This is a genomic window from Pseudomonas syringae pv. tomato str. DC3000 (assembly GCF_000007805.1).
GTDB classification, from domain to species: domain Bacteria; phylum Pseudomonadota; class Gammaproteobacteria; order Pseudomonadales; family Pseudomonadaceae; genus Aquipseudomonas; species Aquipseudomonas avellanae.
On sequence record NC_004578.1, the window covers coordinates 621,969 to 642,662 of the forward strand.

Here is a 20,694-nt window from a genome sequence, read left to right on the forward strand (position 1 = left end):
GATCAAACGCTTGAAGCTTGAAGCTTGAAGCTTGAAGCTTGCCGCTTAACGCTCCAGGCGAAGCTTGGCGTACAATGCGCACCACCGTGATTCTGCTCAAACAGGTGCGTCATGCAGCCCTTCGTTATTGCCCCATCGATTCTTTCCGCTGACTTCGCCCGCCTCGGCGAGGAAGTCGACAATGTGCTGTCCAGCGGCGCTGATTTTGTCCACTTCGATGTCATGGACAACCATTACGTCCCGAACCTGACCATCGGTCCGATGGTCTGCAGCGCACTGCGCAAGTACGGCGTGACCGCCCCGATTGATGTGCACCTGATGGTCAGCCCGGTGGATCGCATTATTGGCGATTTCATCGAGGCCGGTGCCACGTACATCACCTTCCACCCCGAAGCGACCCAGCACATCGATCGCTCGTTGCAGTTGATTCGTGAAGGCGGCTGCAAGGCGGGTCTGGTGTTCAACCCGGCCACGCCCCTGAACCTGCTGGAATACGTCATGGACAAGGTCGACATGATCCTGCTCATGAGCGTCAACCCAGGCTTTGGCGGGCAGAAGTTCATCCCCGGTACGCTCAACAAGCTGCGCGAAGCGCGCGCGCTGATCGATGCCTCGGGCCGTGATATCCGTCTGGAAATCGACGGCGGCGTCAACGTCAATAACATCCGCGAAATCGCCGCCGCAGGGGCTGACACCTTCGTCGCCGGCTCGGCCATTTTCAACGCCCCGGACTACCGTGAAGTGATCGAGAAAATGCGCGCAGAACTGGCGTTATCGCGCGCATGAGCGACTTCGAGCAATTGTTTGCAGGCAAGCTGCCCAAGCTGATCATGTTCGATCTGGACGGCACGCTGGTGGACTCGGTCCCCGATCTTGCCGTCGCCGTGGACACCATGCTGGCTGAGCTTGGCCGGCCGACAGCCGGGCTGGAATCGGTCCGCGCCTGGGTCGGTAACGGCGCGCCGGTGCTGGTGCGTCGTGCGCTGGCCAACAACCTTGACCACAGCGGTGTCGATGAAGCGCTTGCCGAGCGGGGGCTGGACATTTTCATGCGCGCCTACGCTGAAAAGCACGAGTTCACCGTGGTTTACCCTGGCGTGCGCGAAACCCTCAAGTGGCTGCAGAAGATGGGCGTCGAAATGGCCCTCATCACCAACAAGCCGGAACGCTTCGTTGCGCCGCTGCTCGATGAAATGAAGCTGGGGCGGTTCTTTCGCTGGATCATCGGTGGCGACACCATGCCGCAGAAAAAGCCTGACCCAGCGGCGCTGTTTTTCGTGATGAAAATGGCCGGTGTCCCGGCCTCGCAGTCGCTGTTTGTCGGCGACTCGCGCAGTGACGTGCAGGCCGCCAAGGCTGCCGGTGTGGCCTGCGTTGCGCTGAGTTATGGCTACAACCACGGCAGGCCGATTGCCGAGGAAAATCCGGCGATGGTAATAGATGATCTGCGCAGGCTGATTCCCGGTTGCCTGGATCTGGACGCTGAGATACTGTTGCCCGACATCAAACGTCCCTCCTCAAGAGAATCCATCGTGGTGGTCACTCGCAAACTCTGGATGAAAGTCATCAAGGCCCTGGCCCGCTGGCGTTGGCGCGCCTGACTTGATTCTGGCCGGCCTGCCGGCACGTTTGCCTACCTGACCGTTTACCCTCAAACCACGAGGTTGCTCATGAACCGTGAAGAATTCCTGCGTTTGGCTGCTGATGGCTACAACCGCATCCCGCTTGCCCGCGAAACCCTGGCTGACTTCGACACGCCGCTGTCGATCTACCTCAAGCTTGCCGATCAGCCGAACTCCTACTTGCTGGAATCGGTGCAGGGCGGTGAGAAATGGGGTCGTTACTCGATCATCGGCCTGCCTTGCCGCACTGTGATGCGCGTACATGGCCATCACGTCAGCGTGACCCACGATGGCGTCGAGATCGAAAGCCTGGACGTTGAAGACCCGCTGGACTTCGTCGAGACCTTCAAAGCGCGCTACAACGTGCCGACCATCGCCGGTCTGCCGCGTTTCAATGGCGGGTTGGTCGGTTATTTCGGTTATGACTGCGTGCGTTACGTCGAAAAGCGTCTTGCCAACTGCCCGAACCCTGACCCGCTGGGCGTACCGGATATCCTGTTGATGGTGTCCGATGCCGTGGTGGTATTCGACAATTTGGCGGGCAAGATGCACGCCATCGTATTGGTCGACCCGGCGCAGCAGGACGCTTACGACAGTGGCGCTGCACTGCTTGATGAGCTGATGCACAAGCTGCGTCAGCCGATCACACCGCGTCGTGGCCTGGATCTGGACCGGCCTCCGGCTGCCGACCCGGTGTTTCGCTCAAGCTTCACGCAGAATGATTACGAAACCGCAGTCGACACGATCAAGCAGTACATCCTGGCGGGCGACGTGATGCAGGTCGTGCCATCGCAACGCATGTCCATCGATTTTGCTGCAGCGCCCATTGACCTGTACCGTGCGCTGCGCTGCTTCAACCCGACGCCGTACATGTATTTCTTTAACTTCGGCGACTTCCACGTTGTCGGCAGTTCGCCGGAAGTGCTGGTGCGCGTCGAGGACAACCTGATCACGGTTCGGCCAATCGCCGGTACGCGTCCGCGCGGGGCTACTGAAGAAGCGGATCGTGCGCTGGAAGAGGATCTGCTGTCCGATCACAAGGAGATCGCCGAGCACTTGATGCTGATCGATCTGGGTCGTAATGACGTCGGGCGGGTGTCCGGGATCGGTACGGTCAAATTGACCGAGAAGATGGTTATCGAGCGTTACTCCAACGTGATGCACATTGTTTCCAACGTCACTGGCGAGCTGAAAAGCGGGCTGACGGCGATGGATGCACTGCGGGCGATTCTGCCGGCCGGCACCTTGTCCGGTGCGCCGAAAATCCGCGCCATGGAAATCATCGACGAGCTGGAGCCGGTCAAGCGTGGCGTCTACGGCGGGGCGGTGGGGTACATGGCGTGGAACGGCAACATGGACACCGCCATCGCAATTCGTACGGCGGTGATCAAGAACGGTGAGCTGCACGTGCAGGCTGGCGGCGGTATCGTCGCCGACTCGGTGCCAGCACTGGAGTGGGAAGAAACCCTCAACAAACGCCGCGCCATGTTCCGTGCCGTGGCTTTGGCTTCGCAGACTGCCGAGGGTTGAGCAGACGATGCTCTACGTCTTGAAGCAGACGCAGAGCATCACGACAGTTGGGATTATCGTTCCTCACGCTGCAGCGTGGGAAAGCCATGGGTGACGCTCCGCGTCACAGATCTGCGCGGCACCGCAGAATCAGTACAGGACGCAGAGCGTCCAGAAAGGCATGCCGACGCGGAGCGTCGCACGATAGTGAGGTTGTCGTTCCGCACGGTTCAGCGTGCTGTCTAGAAACTCATACTCAATGCCACATTAACCCCCTGCTGAGTCACGTCGTCGTTCTTGCGCCAGTTGTAGTTGCCGCGCAGCGTCAGGTCCTGGGTGAGTTTCTGGCTGACGCCGAAAGTCGCCCGGTTCAGGTCGCGTTGCGGCGTGTAGCCTTCGAGTGTGAAATCGACCGACTGCACGCTGTTGAGGGCCATCGTCACGTTCTGCTGATCGGTCTCGAACTCCCGTTCCCTTGCGACTTCTGCCCACAGTTGCGTGGTGGGCGTCACTTCGAATTTGCCCTGCAAACCAACGCCTGCACGACGCGACTTGCGCGTCTGATCGCTGAACGTCAGCGCGGTCGAGCGGTTGCCTTTTTCCGAGTAGCCATCCACGTCGATATGGGCATAGTCGGCACTGACGAAAGGCGACAGGTGCCAGCGACTGGCAGCCCCTGCGATGTCAAAACCGACTCGCCCGCTGACGGCCCACAACTCGCCGTCGGTGTCGCCTTTTTCCTGACCTTCGCTCACGCCCAGCGCGAACTTGCGTTCGGCGTTTTCGTAATCCAGCTTGCCGCCTGACACCGCAAGGTCGCCCCACCAGTGGTTGGCCTGATATTGCACAAAGGCCGTAGCGATATAGCTGTTGAGTTTGTAGTCCGAGTCTCTGGCACCGGCCTCAAGGTTCTGTCGATAAGCACCCGCAACGACGCCCGTGCGCCAGTGTTCGGCGAAACGGTAGCTGCCGCCAATGGTCAGGTTGTAGCCCCGGCCGTCAGCATTGGCTGAGCTGTCCTGCGCGTCGAAATCCATTTTCTGACCACCCGCCGCAATAATGCTCTGCCATTGGCCGACACCCTGCCAGTTGCCCCAGTCGCTGAGCCATTGCGCGCGCAGTTCGTCCTGATGCATGCGCAACGTGCCATTGGCCATTTCCGGCAGCAGGCTGATTTCCCAGGGGGCCGAGAGCAGCGAATAGGCGTAGTCGGCCAGCAGTCGCTGCCCGGCTTCGGTAGGGTGGACGCGGTCATTGAAAAACACCCGGCTCGGATCAGGCGTCGCGCTGGACCGACCGTTGGCTGCACTTTCTCTGCAACTGTCGCCACTGAAGCACGTGGCGACCAGATTCTCGTTGGGGTCGAAACCGAAGCGTGCGGGAGCCGCCAGCGTTTCAGATATCAACAGTGGCACGTTGAGCGGGATGACCTGTGCATCTATCTGCGCCAGACGGCTGACCAGTTGCTGATTGAACACGGCGCTGAGGGCTGATGTCGCTGACGCCAGAGGCGTACCGCTCAAGGCTGGCGTCTGGCCGATGTCCGGTAACAGCCAGACCATGATGTAGCGCGCGCCGGCCTGTTGCAGTGCCAGTGCACTGTCAGCCAGGCGGTTGGCGGCTTGTCCCGCGCTGCTGGCGCTCAACACGCGACCTTGCAGAAAGTCGTTGCCGCCGCCGGTCAGGTAATACAGCGCATTGGGGTCGGCGCGAAAGCTGTTGGCGGGCAAATATCCGGTCCGGCTGCGCAACAGCGTGCCTGAGTTCGGATCGACCACGGTGGATTGCGAGTTGATCGAATCAAGGATCTGGTCCGTTCGGTAACCACCGACAGCCCAGTTATTGCCATCCGCCTGCCCCAGCGCGGCGTTGACGGGTGAGGTGGAGGCTGCCAGATCACCCGCCGAGACATTGAGCATTCTGCCGATCAGCGTCGATGAGTTCAGGTTGAACACTTCACCGCTGCCATCCTGATACGTCGGGCCGACGCGATTGGTGAAGCGCAACGTGGAGCCTCTGGGGCCAGCGGTGTCCGGGAACTGTCCGGCATCTGCCAGGCTGTCGCCGAACACCACCATGGTCGAATAGGGCCCCGCAGTGGCGGTGCCACAGGCCAGCGATAGCAGGCAGGCCGCGAAGGGCCAGCACCTTGATGTCTTGGTCATGAAAGAATCCTGATTGTTGTTATTTTGTAGCGGAAACGTACCAAGATTTGTCATGACTGCAAAGGTCAGCCGAGACTTTTTACTCGGCTGCGGCGCTTTTTTGAACTCATGCGGCCCTGTTGGTCACGATGTCGCTCAGGTAATTGGCCAGATCGTGCAAATAGACGAACGGATGGCCCTGGCGAGTGCCGCCTGTGCGGCTGACTTTCAAGGCGATACGGCCCGCGTTGATCTTGCGCAGCAGATTGCGATCATTCGAAAGGTGCGAAAAATATCGCTCTCTGACGGCGCTCAACGAAGGGCACGGCGTGGCGAATTCTTTGCGAAGTTGATCGAGTATTTCGTTCATTCCATGACTCCCTGTGGTTTGCATGTAGGCACTCCCGAGATGAGGTGCAGACAAACAATACGATATGTAGGGCCTCGTTACAATACAGTTTGTATTTTAAATACAAATTGTCTTGTTTGCTTTACAGGGAGTCGATGTACCAGGACACGTGCGCGGTGCCATTTTCAGGGCTGCGGGTCACGACGATGCCCTCGGCCTCGCTGATCTGATCCACGATGTGATCCCAGTGGGCAGCGGATTCGCCAGGCTCTCTGATCAGCAGCACTTGATGCTCGATCTGGGCCTTGTCGCTGGCGATGGCGTCCTGAATACGCTGTGCCAGAGCGAGGTAAGCGTCGTGTTGCGAATTGCCGGGGGGCTGGTCAAGCATGCGTTAACTCCTTTTTACTGTATGTGCATACAGTAATTGAGGGGTGTTTCTCACGCAAGCGGCAAATTTTTCCTACAGATATGTGGACCTTTGCTCAGACCGGACGCATAAAAAAGCCCCGATGATCGGGGCTTGGGCAGATGGTGCGGGTATCACAAGCGCATCGTCATTTGCCTGATGACCCCGATCAGCTTGCAGTCTTCGGTGACCGGGAGGGTCGGATAGGCGGGGTTCAACGGCTTGAGAAAATAGCGTCCGGCATCTTCGACCAGTTTTTTGAAGGTGGCCTCGTTGCTTTCCGGCAGCTTGGCGATCACCAGCTTGCCGGCCGTGGGCTCGATTCCGGTGTCCACCAGGATCAGCATGCCTTCAGGAATGCTCTGGCCTGCGGGCGCAGTCATCGAGTCGCCACGCACCACCAGCCAGAAGGCGCGGCCCTTGGCTTTATAGTCGCTGATCTCGAAGGTGTCGGAATAACCCGCAGGGTAGGGCTCGACCGCCTCGCTCCAGCCGCCGGCCTCGACCCAACTGATAACCGGGTACCGATAGAAACGCGAAGGCTGCACCGTAGGCGCCACGTTTTGCATGCCCGGCTCGCTCGACGGGATCGAGGTCGCGAGGATCGGCAGGCCCAGCTCACCCAGCAATCGATTGATGACCTCGATCTTCGGTTCGCGTTTGCCGTTGAGCCAATGCCCCACCGCGCCGGGGGTAACGCCCATGCGCTCAGCCATTTCTTCCTGGCTGATTTCCTGGGTTTCCATGACCTGTCTTGCGACTTCATACCATTTTCTGTTCATGCGTCGAATCATACAGGCTGTAGGGTGCGGATCAATATACATAATGTAATGCGTCATTGTGCTGAAAATATACAAAATGTATTGTTCGGCCTTGAGCGGTGTGATCGGAAGAGTCGCACTGCATTTTCAGAAAGGTCTGACAGGAGACACACGATGATCGAGAAAGTGGAAGCAGTGCTGCAGCATTGGGGCGAACAACGGATGCGGGTAGGTCTGGGCGGCGGGCTGAGCAGTCCGATGGCCGGGATCATGGAATGGGGCGCTTACATTCCGCGACGTACGCCGGGTTCGCGTGCGCTGGTCGGCAATGGCAGTGGCATGGACTATATAAGCAGCGAAGTGGAAGCGGCCATTGCGCAAATGTCCCGCAGCCTTGCGAAAGGCCGTGGGCCTGAATTGGCTCGGTTGGCGACGTTGCGTTATGTCGAGTCGTTGCCGGTGCGCGAGCAGATGCGTCTGGTAGGCATCAATGAAGGCGCGGACCGCACCTATCGCAACTGGATCAACAAGCTTCACCAGCAAGTGCTGGCCATTCTTGCCGAGCGCAGTGCTTCCAGAAGCAATAAAGCCACCGCGAGCAAGGCCGGATAAGTGCCCATGAACACGCTGGCCGGCACCGTTTATCCGGGTCGATTGCACAGCTGTGGTCGAACTCGTGTTGAACTCCGGTCAAACTCGACCCGCCCCGAAACTGCCCCTTCCCAGGCTTTCCGGAGGGGGGTAAAAAGGTCCCACGATATGCGATTTGCGCCTCAGGGCTGCAGCCGGACACAGGCTGTTCAGCAGCGCCAACCGGCCAATCGCAACCCACCCCAAACCCCGCTTCGGCGGGGTTTTTCATTAGGCCAGGCACACAGAGGCCTCGTGCACATGTTGAAAGACTTTCGATGCGGCCAGTGCTGGAAACTGCAAGCCCGTATGGGTGATCCTACCGAACTACATCAAGCGTTCCCTATGTGGAACGCTGAGCCATGTGAAGGCCGTGAGCCATGAGTCATCGCCTTTGATCTATATAGAAAAGCGGAATCCTTCGCGAACATCAACTTATTAACAGGTAAAATCAATGCCTATTGAGCTTCCTCCGACATACATCACCCCTTATCCTGAAATTAGCGCAGGAGGTAATGGTACCTATCGTGGTCAAGACCTTAGTTCTGGTCAAAGCTTTCCGCGAGGTATGCAGAATCCTGTAGCGACTGTGCTGCTTCTTCAGGGTGATTTGTATTGCAGCCCGAACTGTCTTGCCACGTTTCAGGATCAAGCGAGGCGTGACAGCTTCGGGATTCAATCCAAGGTTGCCTTGAAGACCTTCGCAGCGGCGGATCAGCGTGAGGCTGAAGGGCGTGATCTTCGAACGGCTTACAACGAAATCGCAACTGACATCGGCAGAAGCCAGCAGATCAACGAAAATATCATCAAGTATCCGCCAGGCAACCATGTATTGTCTGGCGGCCTTATGACACCATTTCATGCGCTGGCTCATGGCATGTTTGGTTTGGGCGCACCCCTTACGTTCCCTATTCAGAATGTTGGGCTTAACGTCGATATCCGTGGTATCCCTGATGTAATGAATGTTATTCAGAGCGCACGCCCAGTTGGCACCAGTTCGCTTGATGTCAACTTCGCCTATGATGTCGGTAAGGATTCCAACGCATCTTGGCTGACGCTGGGGAACATTACACTCAGGCTGGTGGGAACTATCGATAAAAACGCGAGTGGAGCATGGACATTCTCGGGCGAGATTCGCGCCTTCAATGATGTCTACGATGCCAATCCGTCCAATCATCGCGGATGGCTGGGTGAAAATCTTACTTCGTTGTTGAGTGCCGTTCCATTTACCTCGTACTCGATCGAAATTCCCGGTTCGTTGCCGGTTACGGTTAGTGGCAACTAGGTCAAAGGCATGACAGGTAGCGCCTGAGCAGTGGCGTAGCCAGCGTTGACTTATCTGTAAAAAAGACAGGCAGGCGTGTACTGTTTTTCTACTCGTTCGAACCTCTTTCCATAAGGATTGACAATGGCTGCGTTACGCAGGAATTTTGTTTTTTTATCATTTCCAGTCGCTCTAGGTGTTTTAGGCTTATCAATCAGGGGGGGCAGTGAAAATCCGCTACAGCCTTCTGATACCTATGGGCTGCCACCGGTGGCTATTTACTTCGTTGTGCTTGTTGGATTTGGAGCCCTCTCTTTTCTCCTGGCTGCGGCCGGAAGATTATTAGAGTGCTTCACCTCCAGTGTCGGCAGAATGGGGAGGGTGATTCGACTCGTTCTTTTCGCGCCTATGCTGCTCTCGACCTGTCTCGCCACGTTGGTAAGCGCTGGTTACGCTTTGGATTCATTGACTGGAATATTCGCCTGCTTGTTATCACTGATATCGATCCTCGGCGCTTATTCCTTGTTTTCAAAAAGGAAAAATTTGGGCTAGCGTCTGATTTCAGGCGCTCTTTTTCTCGAGCTCAAGTTCCTGCTTTCCGTGCGGTTGAACACTGATATGACACGCACGGCTATCTCAGGCCTCGGCATCTGCCGGGGCTTTTTCGTATCTGGAGTACCCATGGACCCAACCGACCTAGGCCCAGGCACAGCTACCTGGCTGGGCGGAACGGGCACCATTCTGCTTGGCGGCTTTTTGTGGCTGCGCAAGTTTCTTTCAAGGGATGCCACTGACCGGGCGATGGATAACGCTGATATCGGTACGGTTCGCCGCCTCAATGAACTGCTCGACTCCGAGCGGCAAGCTCGCAAGGAGGCTGAAGCGCGGTCCGATCAGTTTGCCAGGGAGCGCAACGAACTCGCCGCTGCGGTTGGCCGTATGGAAGGCAAGATTGAAGCCCTCACCAGCCACATCGTTCAGCTCACCGACAAGGTCACCACGCAGAGTGCCGAAATTGCCCGGCTCCGTTCCAAGCTCGGAGGTGCCAATGATGCACAGATGCGCAATTGATTTTATAGCTCGCCACTGGTGGCGGCGGCTGGAGATCTGGCTGATCGCCGTGTTGTTGATTGCCGGGTGCCTGATGCTCGGTTTTCAGGCCGGGCAATGGTCGGCCAGTGCCGAGCACACCCGGCAGTTGGCCGAGGTTCGTGATGCCTACGATGCAGCCTTGGGCAAGCGCGATCGTCGCCTGGACAGGCTGGCCGAAACCACCACCCAGGCGGCGGACAAGGTCGAGACGGCGGCGTCTATCGCCAGTCAGGCTGCGCATGCTGCCAACCGCGCTGCGGACAAGGCCGATGAAGCGCTGGGCAAGGCAAATCAGTAGGCATTTCTCACGCCGGATCAACCCTTACTACACGCGGAACCCCTTATGAAGATAACCCCGATAGTTGCCCATTTGCAGGCGACCTGCCCGACCTTTGCCGGTCGCATCAGCGCTGGCATCGACTGGGCTGCGGTTGCTCTTGGCGATCAACTTGCGCACCCCTCGGCCTATGTCATCGCTACGGGTGATGTGGCCACGGCCAATGACCTGCAAAACGTCATTCGCCAGAACATCACCGACCAGATCGACATCGTGGTGGTGCTTGACAGTGACGACAAGCGCGGACAGCAGGCCAGCGATCAGTTGCACGCCGTTCGCGCCGAGTTGTGGCGCGCGCTGGTGGGCTGGAACGCTGACCGCGATTACGACGCGATGCAATACACGGGCGGTGCGCTGGTGCAGATCAGCGGCGCACGCGTGACCTATCGCTTCGGTTTTGCCGCGCAGTTTCAGCTGGGCCGCAGCACCTCGGATCAGCCCGCCGAAACCTGGCACGAAGCGTATCTGGATGGTTTGCCGGGTTTTACCGGCGCGACCCTCGAGATGGACTGCGTCGATCCCGCCGACCCGAATCTGAAATCCCCAGGCCCTGATGGCCGTCTCGAAGCGAAGTTCACCGCAGAGGTAACACCATGACCCAACGCATCACTGTAGTACCGGCCGAAGGCCGCACTGTGCCGGATCCGGAGGCGGGCGATTTGCTGCCCGTCGAAGGTCGGCAGGTGGCATTCAATGCCTGGTGGCAGCGTCGTCAGAACGACGGCGACATCACCATTCAGACCGAGCAAACCCCTACCACCTATCAGGCCTTCACAGCCTAACCAAGAGGAAGCCCAATAATGGCTATCAGTTTTAACAACATTCCATCCGATGTCCGCGTGCCGCTGTTTTATGCGGAGATGGACAACACGGCCGCCAACAGCGCTTCGGCAAGCATGCGTCGCCTGATCGTTGCTCAGGTCAACGACGACGTATCCGGACCTGAACTCGGCTCCCTGGTGCTGGTGCCCAGCGTGGCGCTGGCAAAAAACATCGGCGGTCAGGGTTCCATGCTGGCGGCCATGTACGAAATCTGGCGCAAGGCTGATCCGACCGGGGAAGTCTGGTGCCTGCCGCTGCTCAACACAGAAGGTGTCAAGGCCGGTGCAACCATTACCCTGACGGGGGCGGCGACCGAAGCGGGCTTGCTGAATCTGTATGTCGGCGGTGCACGGGTGCAGGCGACTGTCGTTAACGGCGCAACGGCTGCACAAGCCGCAACCGCGCTGTCGGTGAAGATCAATGCCACGCCCGATCTGCCGATCAAGGCCGTTGTCGAGGCCGGCGTGCTGACCCTTTCCTGCAAATGGAGCGGGGCAAGCGGCAACGACATTCATCTGGAATTCAATCGTCTGGGCAAAACCAACGGTGAGGTCATTCCAGCTGGCCTGACTGCCGCAGTGACTGCCATGACCGGTGGCGTGGGTACGCCTGATCAGCTCAAGGCGCTGGCTGCGTTGGGCGACGAACCGTTCGAGTTTCTGTGCATGCCATGGACTGATACCAGCACCCTGGATGCCTGGAAAGCGGCGATGGACGATAGCACGGGTCGCTGGAGTTGGGCGCGTCAACTGTATGGCCATGTGTACAGCGCCAAGCGCGGTACGGTCGGTACGCTGGTGGCTGCTGGCCAACTGCGCAACGATCAGCACATCACCATTCAAGGCGTGGAAACCGGTGTGCCGCAACCGGTCTGGCTGCAGGCCGCTGCCCTGGCTGCGCGCACTGCAGTGTTCATTTCTGCCGACTCCAGCCGTCCGACCCAGAGCGGCACCATGCCCGGCCTGGACCCGGCGCCAGCCAGTCAGCGTTTCACCCTGACCGAGCGTGAGTCACTGCTGCGTTATGGCATCGCGACGGCGTACTACGAAGGCGGTTACGTGCGCATTCAACGCTCGATCACTACCTATCAGAAGAACGCCTACGGCCAGGCTGATAACTCGTACCTGGACAGCGAAACCATGCACCAGTCGGCGTTCATCATTCGTCGTCTGCAAGGCATCATCACCAGCAAATACGGTCGTCACAAGCTGGCCAGCGATGGTACGCGCTTTGGTGCGGGTCAGCCGATCATCACGCCGAGCACCATTCGTGGCGAGTTGATTGCGCAGTACGCCCGTCTTCAAGAAGAAGGCCATGTGGAGAACGCCGAAGTGTTCGCCCAGCACCTGATCGTCGAGCGTGACGGCAATGATCCAAGCCGCGTGAACGTGATGTTCCCGCCTGATTACATCAACGGCCTGCGCGTGTTCGCGCTGCTCAACCAGTTCCGCTTGCAGTACGACGAAGCGGCGTAAGCCTCACTCACCCTTTCAAGCCCGCCGCGTGCGGGTTTTTTCATTCTGGAGATAAACAACATGGGTCAGAAAGTTGCGGGTACCTGCTACATCAAAGTGGATGGCACCCAATTGACCATCATTGGCGGCGGCGAAGCCCCTCTGACGAACGTCAAGCGCGATACGGTCGTGCCGGGCTACTACAAGGAAGTCGACAAGGCGGCCTGGTTGAAATTTCAGGCGCTGCATACCGCGGACCTGCCGATCAAGCTGCTCACCACCGGTGTGGACATGACCATCACCTGTGAATTCAGCAACGGCAAGATCTACGTACTGTCCGGCGCTTACCTGGTCGAAGACCCGATCAGCAAGGCAGATGACGGCGCCATCGATTTCAAATTCGAAGGCAGTCAGGGGAGCTGGCAATGAGTGAAGTCATCGACCTTGCCAGCCCGATCGAAGCACACGGGGAAACCCTTTCGCAGGTGACATTCCGACGTCCTACGGCGCAGGAAGCGCGAGCCATCAAGGCCCTGCCGTACAAGATCGACAAGAACGAAGACGTGTCGCTGGACCTGGACGTGGCGGCGAAGTACATCGCCGTCTGCGCCGGGATTCCGCCCTCGTCGGTCAATCAGATGGATCTGTGCGACATCAACACGTTGAGCTGGAAGGTTGCGAGTTTTTTCATGGCAGCGGCATCAGCAACCTTGAAGGACTGATCGCCGTCGTTTACGACCTCGCGTACTTCTGGAAGACCGATCCCGAACTGATGATGTCCAGGGAGCTGGACGTCATCACCGAATCGATCTTGCAGGCGCAACGCATCAACCAGATCCTGCAGGGGGAGTGATGGCAGACACTATCAGAACGCTGATTACCGGCGTCGACCAGCTGTCTCCAACGCTGGCAACTATCCGCAACAACGTCAAAGGCCTCGAGACCAGTCTGGGGGCCATAGAACTTGGCAAGGCGATCACGGACAACGCTTTGGCGGGGCCTTTGATTGCCGGGGTAAAGGCAGCGATCGGTTTCGAGACCAGCATGGCCGGCGTGAAACGGTCAGTTACCTTTGAAACACCGCAGCAATTTCAGCAGATGGGGTCCGATATTCTGGACCTCAGTGAACGGCTGCCGGAAAGCGCCAACGGCATCGCGGCGATTGTTGCCGCCGGTGCCAAGGCCAATGTACCGCGCGAAGAACTGACCGGGTTTGCCAGCGATGCCGTGAAAATGGGGGTCGCCTTCGATCAGACGGCGGCCGAGTCGGGCGACATGATGGCCTCGTGGCGATCTTCGTTCCAGATGACTCAACCGCAAGTCGCGGCGCTGTCCGAGAAGATCAACGTGCTCGGCGGCAACAATCTGGAAAAGAAAATTGCCACCATGGTCACCGCAATGGGCCCGCTCGGGCCGGTTGCGGGTCTGGCATCCGGGCAACTGGCGGCGATGGGCGCCACTTTGGCCAGCGTCGATGTACCGGCCGATGTGGCCGCCAGCGGCATGAAGCGCTTCATGCAGTCGTTGACCGAAGGCGGCGCGGCGAAAGCGGGGGCGTTCGAGGCGTTGCAACTCGACGTCAACCAGCTGACCCAGGGCATGCAGAGCGACCCGTCCGGGACCATTGAAAAGGTCCTGACGGCTGTCTCAAGTGTTGACCCCGACAAACAGTCGGATGTCATCACGCAACTGTTCGGCGCTGAATCGCTGGGTGCGATTACACCATTGCTGGCCAACCTCGATGTGCTCAGGTCCAACCTGGCCAAGGTCGGCGAGGGCGTGCAGAACAGCGGCACCCTCGAGAAGGAATTCGCCGACAACTCGCAGACCACGGCCACGGCCATCAAAGAGATGACCAACCGTGTCGATCGTCTGGGCATCAACATCGGCAGCATGTTTCTGCCTGCGATGAACCAGGCAATGGCCGTGATCGGGCCGATGATTTCTCAGGTCGCCGCACTGGCGGCCGAACACCCTGGCGTGATCAAGGGTGTGGTGGCCGCTGCAATTGCGTTCGGCGTCTTGCAAGTTGCGGTAATGACCGCAACGACTGCCATGAGCGTACTGAGTGCGGTGATGGGCCTGTCACCGCTGGGCCTGATCGTGCGCGGCCTGGCGCTGGCGGCAGGTCTGCTGATCGCCAACTGGTCGACCGTCGCGCCTTATTTTCAGGCCGTTTGGGAGGCGATTCGCGGGCCGGCCATGGCGCTGTGGGATGTACTCAAGGCGGTATTTGCCTGGACGCCGATCGGCATGATCGTAGCCAACTGGCAGCCGTTATCCGAGTTTTTTGCGGCGCTGTGGGATGTGATCAAAGTGCTGGCCACGCCGTTTTCCGACTTCCTGCAGACGCTGTTCTCGTGGACGCCGCTGGGCATGGTTGTGGCCAATTGGCAGCCAATTTCCGAGTACTTCGCCGGCCTGTGGGAAAGCATCAAGACCGCTGCGCAGCCGTTTACCGACGCGCTGGCAATGATGTTCAGTTTTTCGCCGCTGGGCATGGTTATCGAGAAATGGGCGCCGATCAAAGCCTGGTTCGCGGATTTGTGGGCAGACATCAAACCGTTCATCGACCCGATCATGAGCTGGTTTGGCGGCGACGGGGATAAGTCCTTGCTGAAAAGCGCCACCGAAAAGGTCAATCAGTTCGCTGAAGAGCAACGGGTACGCAACGCAGGGCCTGGTGGCGGAACCGGGGCGTTTCTGGCTGCAAATGCGGTTGACGCCAGTCGCTCGCAACAGCAGCAGCTCAACCTGGCGACCGGAGTGCCGCCGACCAGTCAATTGCTCAGTGCGCCAAACTTTCCAGCCCCCGGCAACCTGTTGCTGCAACAGGGTGCTGCGGGGGCCGGCGCGCGGCTTGAAGGCGAACTCAATATTCGCTTTGAAAACGCACCGCCTGGCATGCGTCCGGGACAAGTGCAAAGCAACCAGCCGGGTTTGACGATTTCGCCAAACGTCGGTTATCGAACCCTCGGCGCAGGAGCCGGATTATGAGTACATGGCGTGACAGCCTGCTGCCAGCGTCTTTCCGTGGTGTCGGTTTTTTCATTGAAAAAGCCGTCGTCCCGGTGGGTCGCAAAGGGCAGTTGCATGAATTTCCACAGCGCGACGAGCCTTACTTCGAGTCGCTGGGCAAGCAGGCGCAGGTTCATACGCTGACGGCTTTTATTGTCGGTCGCGACTGTTTTGAAAAACGGGACAACTTGCTTCAGGCGCTGGAGAAGGACGGTGCGGGTGAGCTGGTGCACCCGTGGCTGGGGCGCATGCAGGTACAGGTCGGGCAGTGCAGTGTGACGCACACCCTGATTGAAGGCGGGATGGTCCGGCTGGACCTGGTGTTTTATCCGGCCAACCCGCTCAAGTTTCCTGTGTCGACGCTCAATACCCGGCGGCAACTGCTCGGCGCGTCCGCGAGCCTGCTGGACTCGGCGCTTCGGCGCTATCGCTCGGTGATGGCCGTCGTGGATGCCGTGCGCATCAACGTTCAGGCGCTGCGCAGTGCGCTGTCCGGGGTGTTTGCCACTATTCAGCGGCAGTTTGCGCCGTTCATGGCGATTTACTCGGATGTCACTGCACTGGTGCATTCGCTGGTCAATGCGCCGCTGACGGTGAGCACGTTGTTCACCACGTTCTTTGCCAGTTTCGACGGCGACAGTCGCCGATCCAGACGAGCGAATGGCAGCAGCAGTGTCAGCGGCGCCAGCACCACAACCGGTTCCGGCAGTTCGGTCGGCGGCGGTTCAGGTGCTGGCTCGGGTGGAAGTTCCGGCAGTGGTTCCGGCAGCAGCACCTCCATCAGCCTGGCGTCGAGTTCCGGCAGCAGCGGTGGGTCTTCCGACCTTGAAACGGTCCCTTACCCGGACGCCCCGTTCCAAGGAGATCCTTGGCACTTCTCGCGCCCCCTAGGCGATGGTTTCATCGGACAGCTCTCCTCGCGGACAGCCCTTCGTGCTATCTCTGCCTACCTTCGCACGTTGGCGGTGGCTGAAGAGTTCTGGGGCATGCCAACGGATCGGGCTGAAGCTAGTGCTCTATTGGCCTTACCAGTTCATCCGACGTTGGCCCTGCTCAGGCCTGAGCGCCCGATTTGGTTCCCCGCTACAACTGACTTCGATGGCGATAGAGAGGCTATCGAATCATCTATGCGAGGCTTGGTAGCCCGCGTAAAAACAGCGCGGCCGGATGACGAACTGATCGCTTTCGCTTCTCCAATATTTGTTTCAATGGAGCGGTGTGTGGAGGTTTCACTCGTCCGGTGGTCACAAGCTGAGGAGAGTAGTATTGCCGACGCTGACTTGGCCGCACATCTAGAGGAGTTCTGGGCCGACGGTTGGATGCTTCGTAGTGCATCTCCTGAACCTTTGAGCACGACAACCGTGTTCGCTTCCCCCCCGCTAGATAGGCTGATGGAGGACCAATGCAAGGCTTGGCCGCTTGCCGCGCCGCTTGGTATCGACCGTTTGGGGTATCTCCAACACGACCTATATCCTGGAAGGCTTTTTCTTCCGACGCTTCCTAGCACCGACCAAGCCGAACTTACTCCTCGCGGGGGACAGTTGGAGATTAAGGTTGACGAGCAGGTCATCGCGGACCTCTGTTATTGGAATGCGGGTTGGGGAACTGCGCGCCCCATGCAGTTCAGTGGTAACTGCGGTACAGCACTTACTTCACGAGGTAGGTGCTATCGGGAGGGGGAGGACGCACTGGAAGGTGCGGTGCGATCATTCTATCTTTGGGAGGTGAAAACACTGCACCGATCCAACACTTTTGAGCCCTTCAATCAAACTCTAACGACGGGAGCGATGTTTGTTTAGGTTCTTGCTACGTTAGGAAACCTCTGGATGATTGTAAACGCTCGGTATATGCACATTTCGCTAAGGTGTTTGTTGCTCAAAGGATAGACCATGAATGACTACGAAGAGTACGGCGAAGAGATTACTTATGAGAGCGCTGAGCAAATCGATCAGATGGCGATTTACTCTGCTCTGAACAGCCTGATGTTCTTCGCAAACAATCTCGACTTCAGCAGCCAAGCGATGAATCTCGCGATTGTGGATGAGTTTACTATGGATCTGGAATACGGATACCTTCGTAGTAAATTCGATGAGACAAACACGCCTTACCAGTCGGTGTTCCTGTCTGCGCAGTCACAGATGTGGATTTTCTCTGCTTACGAGTTGATGCGCACATGGCGAGAGAAAATCAGCAAGTACCTCAAAGCAGCAGACAATGGAGGGCTGCCGCTCAAGCTGAAGGAGTTGCAGAAGCCCCTAGGCTACGAGAACTTCACAGTCCAAAAACGTATCGAGGAAATCAATCTGCTCATCGAGAAACCAGAGCTCATTGAAACGATGAGGGATGACCTAAAGCGTACCCAAATGCTGTTTACTCAGATGGAGCTCCTGCGAATGTCCCTCGCTAAACACCAGATGAGAAAGCGCCCCAGCGCAGCCGTCCAGGCACCTACCGTAGGGTACATGAATCGCTGGTGTGGTTCCTTGGAGTACCAGATCAACAGCGGCCAGATGATCATCTGCAATCTGAGCCGCAGGGACATTGCGGATGGGATTCGGGCAATACCCGCAATGACCATCCCTTCCGACGATGACCTCGACTCATTTGAGGCTGCCATGCGGGGCGCTAGCGATGATGAGCTCAAGTCAATGTTCCAGAATTAATCTGCCTGCTGCACCTAAAGTGTAAGTGTCCGGTGATCACACCTTGTCCACTGCGCGAATCTTTGTGGTGACCCTGCGTTCAATTCACTTGTAGCCCATTGGAGCAGCGATCCGCGTCTGCAGGATACTGGGAGGTCGTGCGAAACGGAGCTGTCAACATCATCTATGTGCTCGCAATTGTGCGTGCCCCTCTGACGGCAGTAGGAGACCTAAGCTCCCCCTATACGTACTTCGACAACCGCTACCATCGTAACCATGCGGGAAGGTGGGCGGTGGATTCTTCCACGTAGAACTCGACCTTCACCTCTTTTCCATCATTCGAAAAGGATGTAGCAGTGCTGAGTAGAGGTCTTTCAACCATCTGCTTGGAATCTTTGCTTTCAAGGCTTATGGACTCGCCAAGGCCTAAAAATTTCCTAGCTATCGCCTGGGCCTTTCTGCTCTGTCCCAGCGTTACATCGAATGTTTTTTTATCATGCCGGCTACCATCACTGTTCCAAGAAACCTGTTTGCTTTTTGAGGATCGATGCTTGGTTTTGGCGATATGGACGTGACATTTTGTATTATTCTTTGAATCTGCTGCGTCTAACCGAGCAGACCAGACGCTATCAATTTCCTTCCAATTCCCTTCGAGTGAAATGGTCAAGCAACTGAAGACCTCTGCAGGCAACGTCACATAAAGGTCGGTGATTTCATCAAGCTCGTCGCTGGAATCAGAATTCAATGCTTTTTTCAAGTGATCATTTAGGCTCACGTCTCTTCCCCCTATTTTTATGGGTTTCTGCTCTGTCTTTATTGTAGTGGTCAACTGATCCCGGACACGACATCTGCCGGCGAGGGGGATTCGTAGCACAGAAAATGACGTCCGCGCGACTTTAACGAACTGCGTCTGTCCAGTCGATATGGTGATCAGTGCTGCGACGCTACTCATCGATCGTAGATCCGAATATCGGATACAAGAACGGGAACGACGGCAGCATTGTCGCCTCCTCCTCAAGTCGCCCAGCCAGCAAAACATCGCTCCTCTCAGGATAGTGCCGAAGCAAAAAGTGGGCGTCCCGGCGTACTTTTTCAGGGAGGGAAGTATCCCGCGCGAGCTGTTTGAGGAAGCCTTCCGTATGAATCACGGCGCGGCTGCGCTCATTAGGAGTCGTCATCACAAACCTCCGAGAACCGCTAATGGGATAGAAAAATGAGCTCCGCACCGTCCGTTCTAGCCAGGCTGTTTCATCAATACGTCGCGTTCGGGTGCAGTAAACACAGTCAGAGTGAGTACTTGTTACGGTGAATTGAGCTCGCGAGACAAAAAAGCAGATAGGTGAGAGAGGATTTGTGTAGCTCTACCGATCAACATGATTTCATTGGGCGCCCCCATCCCTACATCAACCGTATTTACGTGGATGACAGTCGCGCCACAAGCCAGAGCAATGTTAGGTAAATCTGCGGCAGGGGTGACAATTCCAGACGTGCCGACTGAAATAAGCACGTCGCAGCTTTTCACCAACGACAATGCAGACTTCCAGACGTCTGGAAGCAAATCCTCACCGTACCAAACCACACCGGGGCGTAGTTTTCCATTGCACCTCGTGCATCGTGGAGGCTCTATTAGTGCACCTTCTTCCATAATGGCCGACTCATTCCTCACCATTCCAGGCCGATGACACGCGAAGCACTTTGGTTTGGACAGGCTGCCGTGCAGGTGGAGTACATCTACGGAGCCCGCTCTCTCGTGAAGATCATCGATATTTTGAGTGATGATAGAGACGGTTCCCATTGATCCGGCCATTTCGCGCAATGCCAAGTGCGCTGCATTGGGTTGAGCCTTCGAAAACTGTTGTCGTCGCCACAAGTACCATCCCCAAACCAGGCTTGGATTTTCTCGAAATGCTTTCGCTGTTTCCAAACGCTCGGGGTTGTGGCAGGCCCAAAATCCAGTCTGTTTTTCCCGGTAGGTGGGGATTCCGCTTTCCACTGAAATACCTGCTCCGGAGAAGCAGACGATTTTCTTGGCATTCAGTAGCGCGTTTGAAGCTAGCTCTAATTCAGTCAGGGAGGCACCTTGGCTAACGCCTGTCGTTAGTCGACTGTGTGAGATCAGGACGAAATGATTGCTCTATCTCACCTTGGATGCGTAGAAATGCGGCTCTCGCATGTCCAAAGTCCGACGAGATTGTTGAGTAATACGAGAAAAAAGGTGCTGTTCGGAATACCAAATTCGCCGGGTTTTCTTCTTGCGTAGATCTAGATTGCCAAATTTGTAGGTTTTGCCAGACGTTTGATAAATAACTGCGGACTCGCCCGTTCCGATCCCTTCGTAAAAAGCGATTTTTTCCAGGTGTTCCAGGCTCCAAGCATCACTGCCGTTCACGCTCGGCGGACACAGCAGTTGCACCTCCTCGACCTTCACATCCATGGCGCAAGTTATGTAGGACTGCAGTTCGTAAGCGCAACGAACTATCGCAGCTCGATCCCGCTGGCCGGTCTGAATTGAGGTGATGGTCAATAGGAAGCAAAGGTCTTCCACTTCACAGTGCGACCGCGCCTGAACTGCCTTGCTAACTGGGTCAAGCACGTAGATCAATGAGCACACCGCTGCAAATTCGCCGGCCCGCCGTATGGC

General features: G+C 57.3%; 23 protein-coding genes and 2 pseudogenes. 17 read left to right on the plus strand and 8 right to left on the minus strand.

The features are described from left to right. The first annotated feature begins 111 nt into the window (after positions 1–111). The 3 genes from rpe (at position 112) to trpE (ending at position 3,152) form a co-directional block, all read left to right on the plus strand. Positions 112–786, plus strand: coding sequence for a ribulose-phosphate 3-epimerase (gene rpe, locus PSPTO_RS02955; RefSeq protein ID WP_005739815.1), 675 nt, complete (start codon positions 112–114; stop codon positions 784–786). After that, positions 783–1,601 (plus strand): phosphoglycolate phosphatase, encoded by an 819-nt coding sequence (locus tag PSPTO_RS02960; protein WP_046463955.1) that lies wholly within the window; start codon positions 783–785, stop codon positions 1,599–1,601. Before rpe ends, PSPTO_RS02960 begins: the two co-directional genes overlap by 4 nt. 69 nt (positions 1,602–1,670) lie before the next feature. Beyond that, the gene (gene trpE / locus PSPTO_RS02965) at positions 1,671–3,152 is read left to right on the plus strand and encodes an anthranilate synthase component I (protein ID WP_007244435.1); all 1,482 of its coding nucleotides are present in this window, start codon (positions 1,671–1,673) and stop codon (positions 3,150–3,152) included. Between the two features lie 221 nt (positions 3,153–3,373). Here the strand turns inward: trpE and estP are convergent, their stop codons facing one another. From estP to PSPTO_RS02990, 4 genes are all read right to left on the minus strand, one after another. Further along, positions 3,374–5,296, minus strand: a complete 1,923-nt coding sequence (gene estP, locus PSPTO_RS02975) for an esterase EstP (RefSeq protein ID WP_011103197.1) — start codon at positions 5,294–5,296, stop codon at positions 3,374–3,376. Positions 5,297–5,402: 106 nt separating this feature from the next. Continuing rightward, positions 5,403–5,645 carry a pyocin activator PrtN family protein gene (locus PSPTO_RS02980; RefSeq protein WP_046463953.1) on the minus strand — a complete coding sequence of 81 codons (243 nt, stop codon included), beginning with the start codon at positions 5,643–5,645 and terminating at the stop codon, positions 5,403–5,405. 121 nt (positions 5,646–5,766) lie between these two features. Then, a complete protein-coding gene (locus tag PSPTO_RS02985) occupies positions 5,767–6,015 on the minus strand; it encodes a DUF1654 domain-containing protein (protein ID WP_005768037.1) in 249 nt (82 codons plus the stop codon). 152 nt (positions 6,016–6,167) lie between these two features. Then, positions 6,168–6,779: a LexA family protein gene (locus PSPTO_RS02990; protein ID WP_005768035.1), complete on the minus strand. Its 612-nt coding sequence runs from the start codon at positions 6,777–6,779 to the stop codon at positions 6,168–6,170. A 189-nt stretch (positions 6,780–6,968) separates the two neighbouring features. On the opposite strand from PSPTO_RS02990, the gene PSPTO_RS02995 reads away from it, so the two are divergent. The 14 genes and pseudogenes from PSPTO_RS02995 (at position 6,969) to PSPTO_RS03055 (ending at position 18,074) form a co-directional block, all read left to right on the plus strand. After that, on the plus strand, positions 6,969–7,406 hold the full coding sequence (locus PSPTO_RS02995) for a hypothetical protein (protein ID WP_046463952.1): 438 nt from the start codon (positions 6,969–6,971) through the stop codon (positions 7,404–7,406). A gap of 279 nt (positions 7,407–7,685) precedes the next feature. Further along, positions 7,686–7,866 (plus strand): annotated as a pseudogene (locus PSPTO_RS29835) (Com family DNA-binding transcriptional regulator). A 12-nt stretch (positions 7,867–7,878) separates the two neighbouring features. After that, entirely contained in the window at positions 7,879–8,709 is an 831-nt protein-coding gene (locus PSPTO_RS03000; protein WP_011103200.1) for a lipid II-degrading bacteriocin, read from the plus strand. Positions 8,710–8,832: 123 nt separating this feature from the next. Beyond that, entirely contained in the window at positions 8,833–9,240 is a 408-nt protein-coding gene (locus PSPTO_RS03005) for a hypothetical protein (RefSeq protein WP_123633177.1), read from the plus strand. Positions 9,241–9,369: 129 nt separating this feature from the next. Further along, positions 9,370–9,759: a hypothetical protein gene (locus tag PSPTO_RS03010; RefSeq protein ID WP_005739807.1), complete on the plus strand. Its 390-nt coding sequence runs from the start codon at positions 9,370–9,372 to the stop codon at positions 9,757–9,759. Beyond that, positions 9,740–10,078, plus strand: coding sequence for a hypothetical protein (locus tag PSPTO_RS03015; RefSeq protein ID WP_005768026.1), 339 nt, complete (start codon positions 9,740–9,742; stop codon positions 10,076–10,078). Before PSPTO_RS03010 ends, PSPTO_RS03015 begins: the two co-directional genes overlap by 20 nt. Before the next feature lie 45 nt (positions 10,079–10,123). Beyond that, positions 10,124–10,714 carry a phage tail terminator protein gene (locus tag PSPTO_RS03020; protein WP_005768024.1) on the plus strand — a complete coding sequence of 197 codons (591 nt, stop codon included), beginning with the start codon at positions 10,124–10,126 and terminating at the stop codon, positions 10,712–10,714. Then, entirely contained in the window at positions 10,711–10,899 is a 189-nt protein-coding gene (locus PSPTO_RS03025; RefSeq protein WP_005768022.1) for a DUF2635 domain-containing protein, read from the plus strand. The genes PSPTO_RS03020 and PSPTO_RS03025 overlap by 4 nt, the downstream gene beginning before the upstream one ends. 18 nt (positions 10,900–10,917) lie before the next feature. Continuing rightward, entirely contained in the window at positions 10,918–12,414 is a 1,497-nt protein-coding gene (locus PSPTO_RS03030; RefSeq protein ID WP_011103203.1) for a phage tail sheath subtilisin-like domain-containing protein, read from the plus strand. A 60-nt stretch (positions 12,415–12,474) separates the two neighbouring features. Next, positions 12,475–12,822 carry a phage tail tube protein gene (locus tag PSPTO_RS03035; protein WP_005768018.1) on the plus strand — a complete coding sequence of 116 codons (348 nt, stop codon included), beginning with the start codon at positions 12,475–12,477 and terminating at the stop codon, positions 12,820–12,822. Continuing rightward, positions 12,819–13,115, plus strand: coding sequence for a phage tail assembly protein (locus tag PSPTO_RS03040; RefSeq protein WP_005614160.1), 297 nt, complete (start codon positions 12,819–12,821; stop codon positions 13,113–13,115). Before PSPTO_RS03035 ends, PSPTO_RS03040 begins: the two co-directional genes overlap by 4 nt. Positions 13,116–13,245: 130 nt before the next feature. Continuing rightward, positions 13,246–15,390: a phage tail tape measure protein gene (locus tag PSPTO_RS03045; protein WP_011103204.1), complete on the plus strand. Its 2,145-nt coding sequence runs from the start codon at positions 13,246–13,248 to the stop codon at positions 15,388–15,390. Continuing rightward, positions 15,387–16,253, plus strand: a pseudogene (locus PSPTO_RS30035) (DNA circularization protein); the annotation flags it as partial. The gene PSPTO_RS03045 and the pseudogene PSPTO_RS30035, both read left to right, overlap by 4 nt. Before the next feature lie 1,047 nt (positions 16,254–17,300). Continuing rightward, complete coding sequence (locus PSPTO_RS03055; RefSeq protein ID WP_052746259.1) at positions 17,301–18,074, plus strand: hypothetical protein; 774 nt, start codon at positions 17,301–17,303, stop codon at positions 18,072–18,074. Between the two features lie 241 nt (positions 18,075–18,315). Here the strand turns inward: PSPTO_RS03055 and PSPTO_RS03060 are convergent, their stop codons facing one another. From PSPTO_RS03060 to PSPTO_RS03070, 4 genes are all read right to left on the minus strand, one after another. Then, complete coding sequence (locus PSPTO_RS03060; RefSeq protein ID WP_161439824.1) at positions 18,316–18,828, minus strand: DUF6367 family protein; 513 nt, start codon at positions 18,826–18,828, stop codon at positions 18,316–18,318. A gap of 169 nt (positions 18,829–18,997) precedes the next feature. Further along, the gene (locus PSPTO_RS30135; RefSeq protein WP_057443293.1) at positions 18,998–19,231 is read right to left on the minus strand and encodes a BPSL0761 family protein; all 234 of its coding nucleotides are present in this window, start codon (positions 19,229–19,231) and stop codon (positions 18,998–19,000) included. 122 nt (positions 19,232–19,353) lie between these two features. Continuing rightward, the gene (locus PSPTO_RS03065; protein ID WP_074805571.1) at positions 19,354–20,124 is read right to left on the minus strand and encodes an SIR2 family NAD-dependent protein deacylase; all 771 of its coding nucleotides are present in this window, start codon (positions 20,122–20,124) and stop codon (positions 19,354–19,356) included. 63 nt (positions 20,125–20,187) lie between these two features. Further along, a complete protein-coding gene (locus tag PSPTO_RS03070; RefSeq protein ID WP_226992713.1) occupies positions 20,188–20,646 on the minus strand; it encodes a hypothetical protein in 459 nt (152 codons plus the stop codon). Positions 20,647–20,694: the final 48 nt, after the last annotated feature.

Excerpts from the sequence above, each read along its gene's own strand:
- rpe (WP_005739815.1), top strand. The coding sequence starts at position 112 with ATGCAGCCCTTCGTTATTGCCCCATCGATTCTTTCCGCTGACTTCGCC.
- PSPTO_RS02960 (WP_046463955.1), top strand. The coding sequence starts at position 783 with ATGAGCGACTTCGAGCAATTGTTTGCAGGCAAGCTGCCCAAGCTGATC.
- trpE (WP_007244435.1), top strand. The coding sequence starts at position 1,671 with ATGAACCGTGAAGAATTCCTGCGTTTGGCTGCTGATGGCTACAACCGC.
- estP (WP_011103197.1), bottom strand. The coding sequence starts at position 5,296 with ATGACCAAGACATCAAGGTGCTGGCCCTTCGCGGCCTGCCTGCTATCG.
- PSPTO_RS02980 (WP_046463953.1), bottom strand. The coding sequence starts at position 5,645 with ATGAACGAAATACTCGATCAACTTCGCAAAGAATTCGCCACGCCGTGC.
- PSPTO_RS02985 (WP_005768037.1), bottom strand. The coding sequence starts at position 6,015 with ATGCTTGACCAGCCCCCCGGCAATTCGCAACACGACGCTTACCTCGCT.
- PSPTO_RS02990 (WP_005768035.1), bottom strand. The coding sequence starts at position 6,779 with ATGGAAACCCAGGAAATCAGCCAGGAAGAAATGGCTGAGCGCATGGGC.
- PSPTO_RS02995 (WP_046463952.1), top strand. The coding sequence starts at position 6,969 with ATGATCGAGAAAGTGGAAGCAGTGCTGCAGCATTGGGGCGAACAACGG.
- PSPTO_RS03000 (WP_011103200.1), top strand. The coding sequence starts at position 7,879 with ATGCCTATTGAGCTTCCTCCGACATACATCACCCCTTATCCTGAAATT.
- PSPTO_RS03005 (WP_123633177.1), top strand. The coding sequence starts at position 8,833 with ATGGCTGCGTTACGCAGGAATTTTGTTTTTTTATCATTTCCAGTCGCT.
- PSPTO_RS03010 (WP_005739807.1), top strand. The coding sequence starts at position 9,370 with ATGGACCCAACCGACCTAGGCCCAGGCACAGCTACCTGGCTGGGCGGA.
- PSPTO_RS03015 (WP_005768026.1), top strand. The coding sequence starts at position 9,740 with ATGCACAGATGCGCAATTGATTTTATAGCTCGCCACTGGTGGCGGCGG.
- PSPTO_RS03020 (WP_005768024.1), top strand. The coding sequence starts at position 10,124 with ATGAAGATAACCCCGATAGTTGCCCATTTGCAGGCGACCTGCCCGACC.
- PSPTO_RS03025 (WP_005768022.1), top strand. The coding sequence starts at position 10,711 with ATGACCCAACGCATCACTGTAGTACCGGCCGAAGGCCGCACTGTGCCG.
- PSPTO_RS03030 (WP_011103203.1), top strand. The coding sequence starts at position 10,918 with ATGGCTATCAGTTTTAACAACATTCCATCCGATGTCCGCGTGCCGCTG.
- PSPTO_RS03035 (WP_005768018.1), top strand. The coding sequence starts at position 12,475 with ATGGGTCAGAAAGTTGCGGGTACCTGCTACATCAAAGTGGATGGCACC.
- PSPTO_RS03040 (WP_005614160.1), top strand. The coding sequence starts at position 12,819 with ATGAGTGAAGTCATCGACCTTGCCAGCCCGATCGAAGCACACGGGGAA.
- PSPTO_RS03045 (WP_011103204.1), top strand. The coding sequence starts at position 13,246 with ATGGCAGACACTATCAGAACGCTGATTACCGGCGTCGACCAGCTGTCT.
- PSPTO_RS03055 (WP_052746259.1), top strand. The coding sequence starts at position 17,301 with ATGAATGACTACGAAGAGTACGGCGAAGAGATTACTTATGAGAGCGCT.
- PSPTO_RS30135 (WP_057443293.1), bottom strand. The coding sequence starts at position 19,231 with ATGACGACTCCTAATGAGCGCAGCCGCGCCGTGATTCATACGGAAGGC.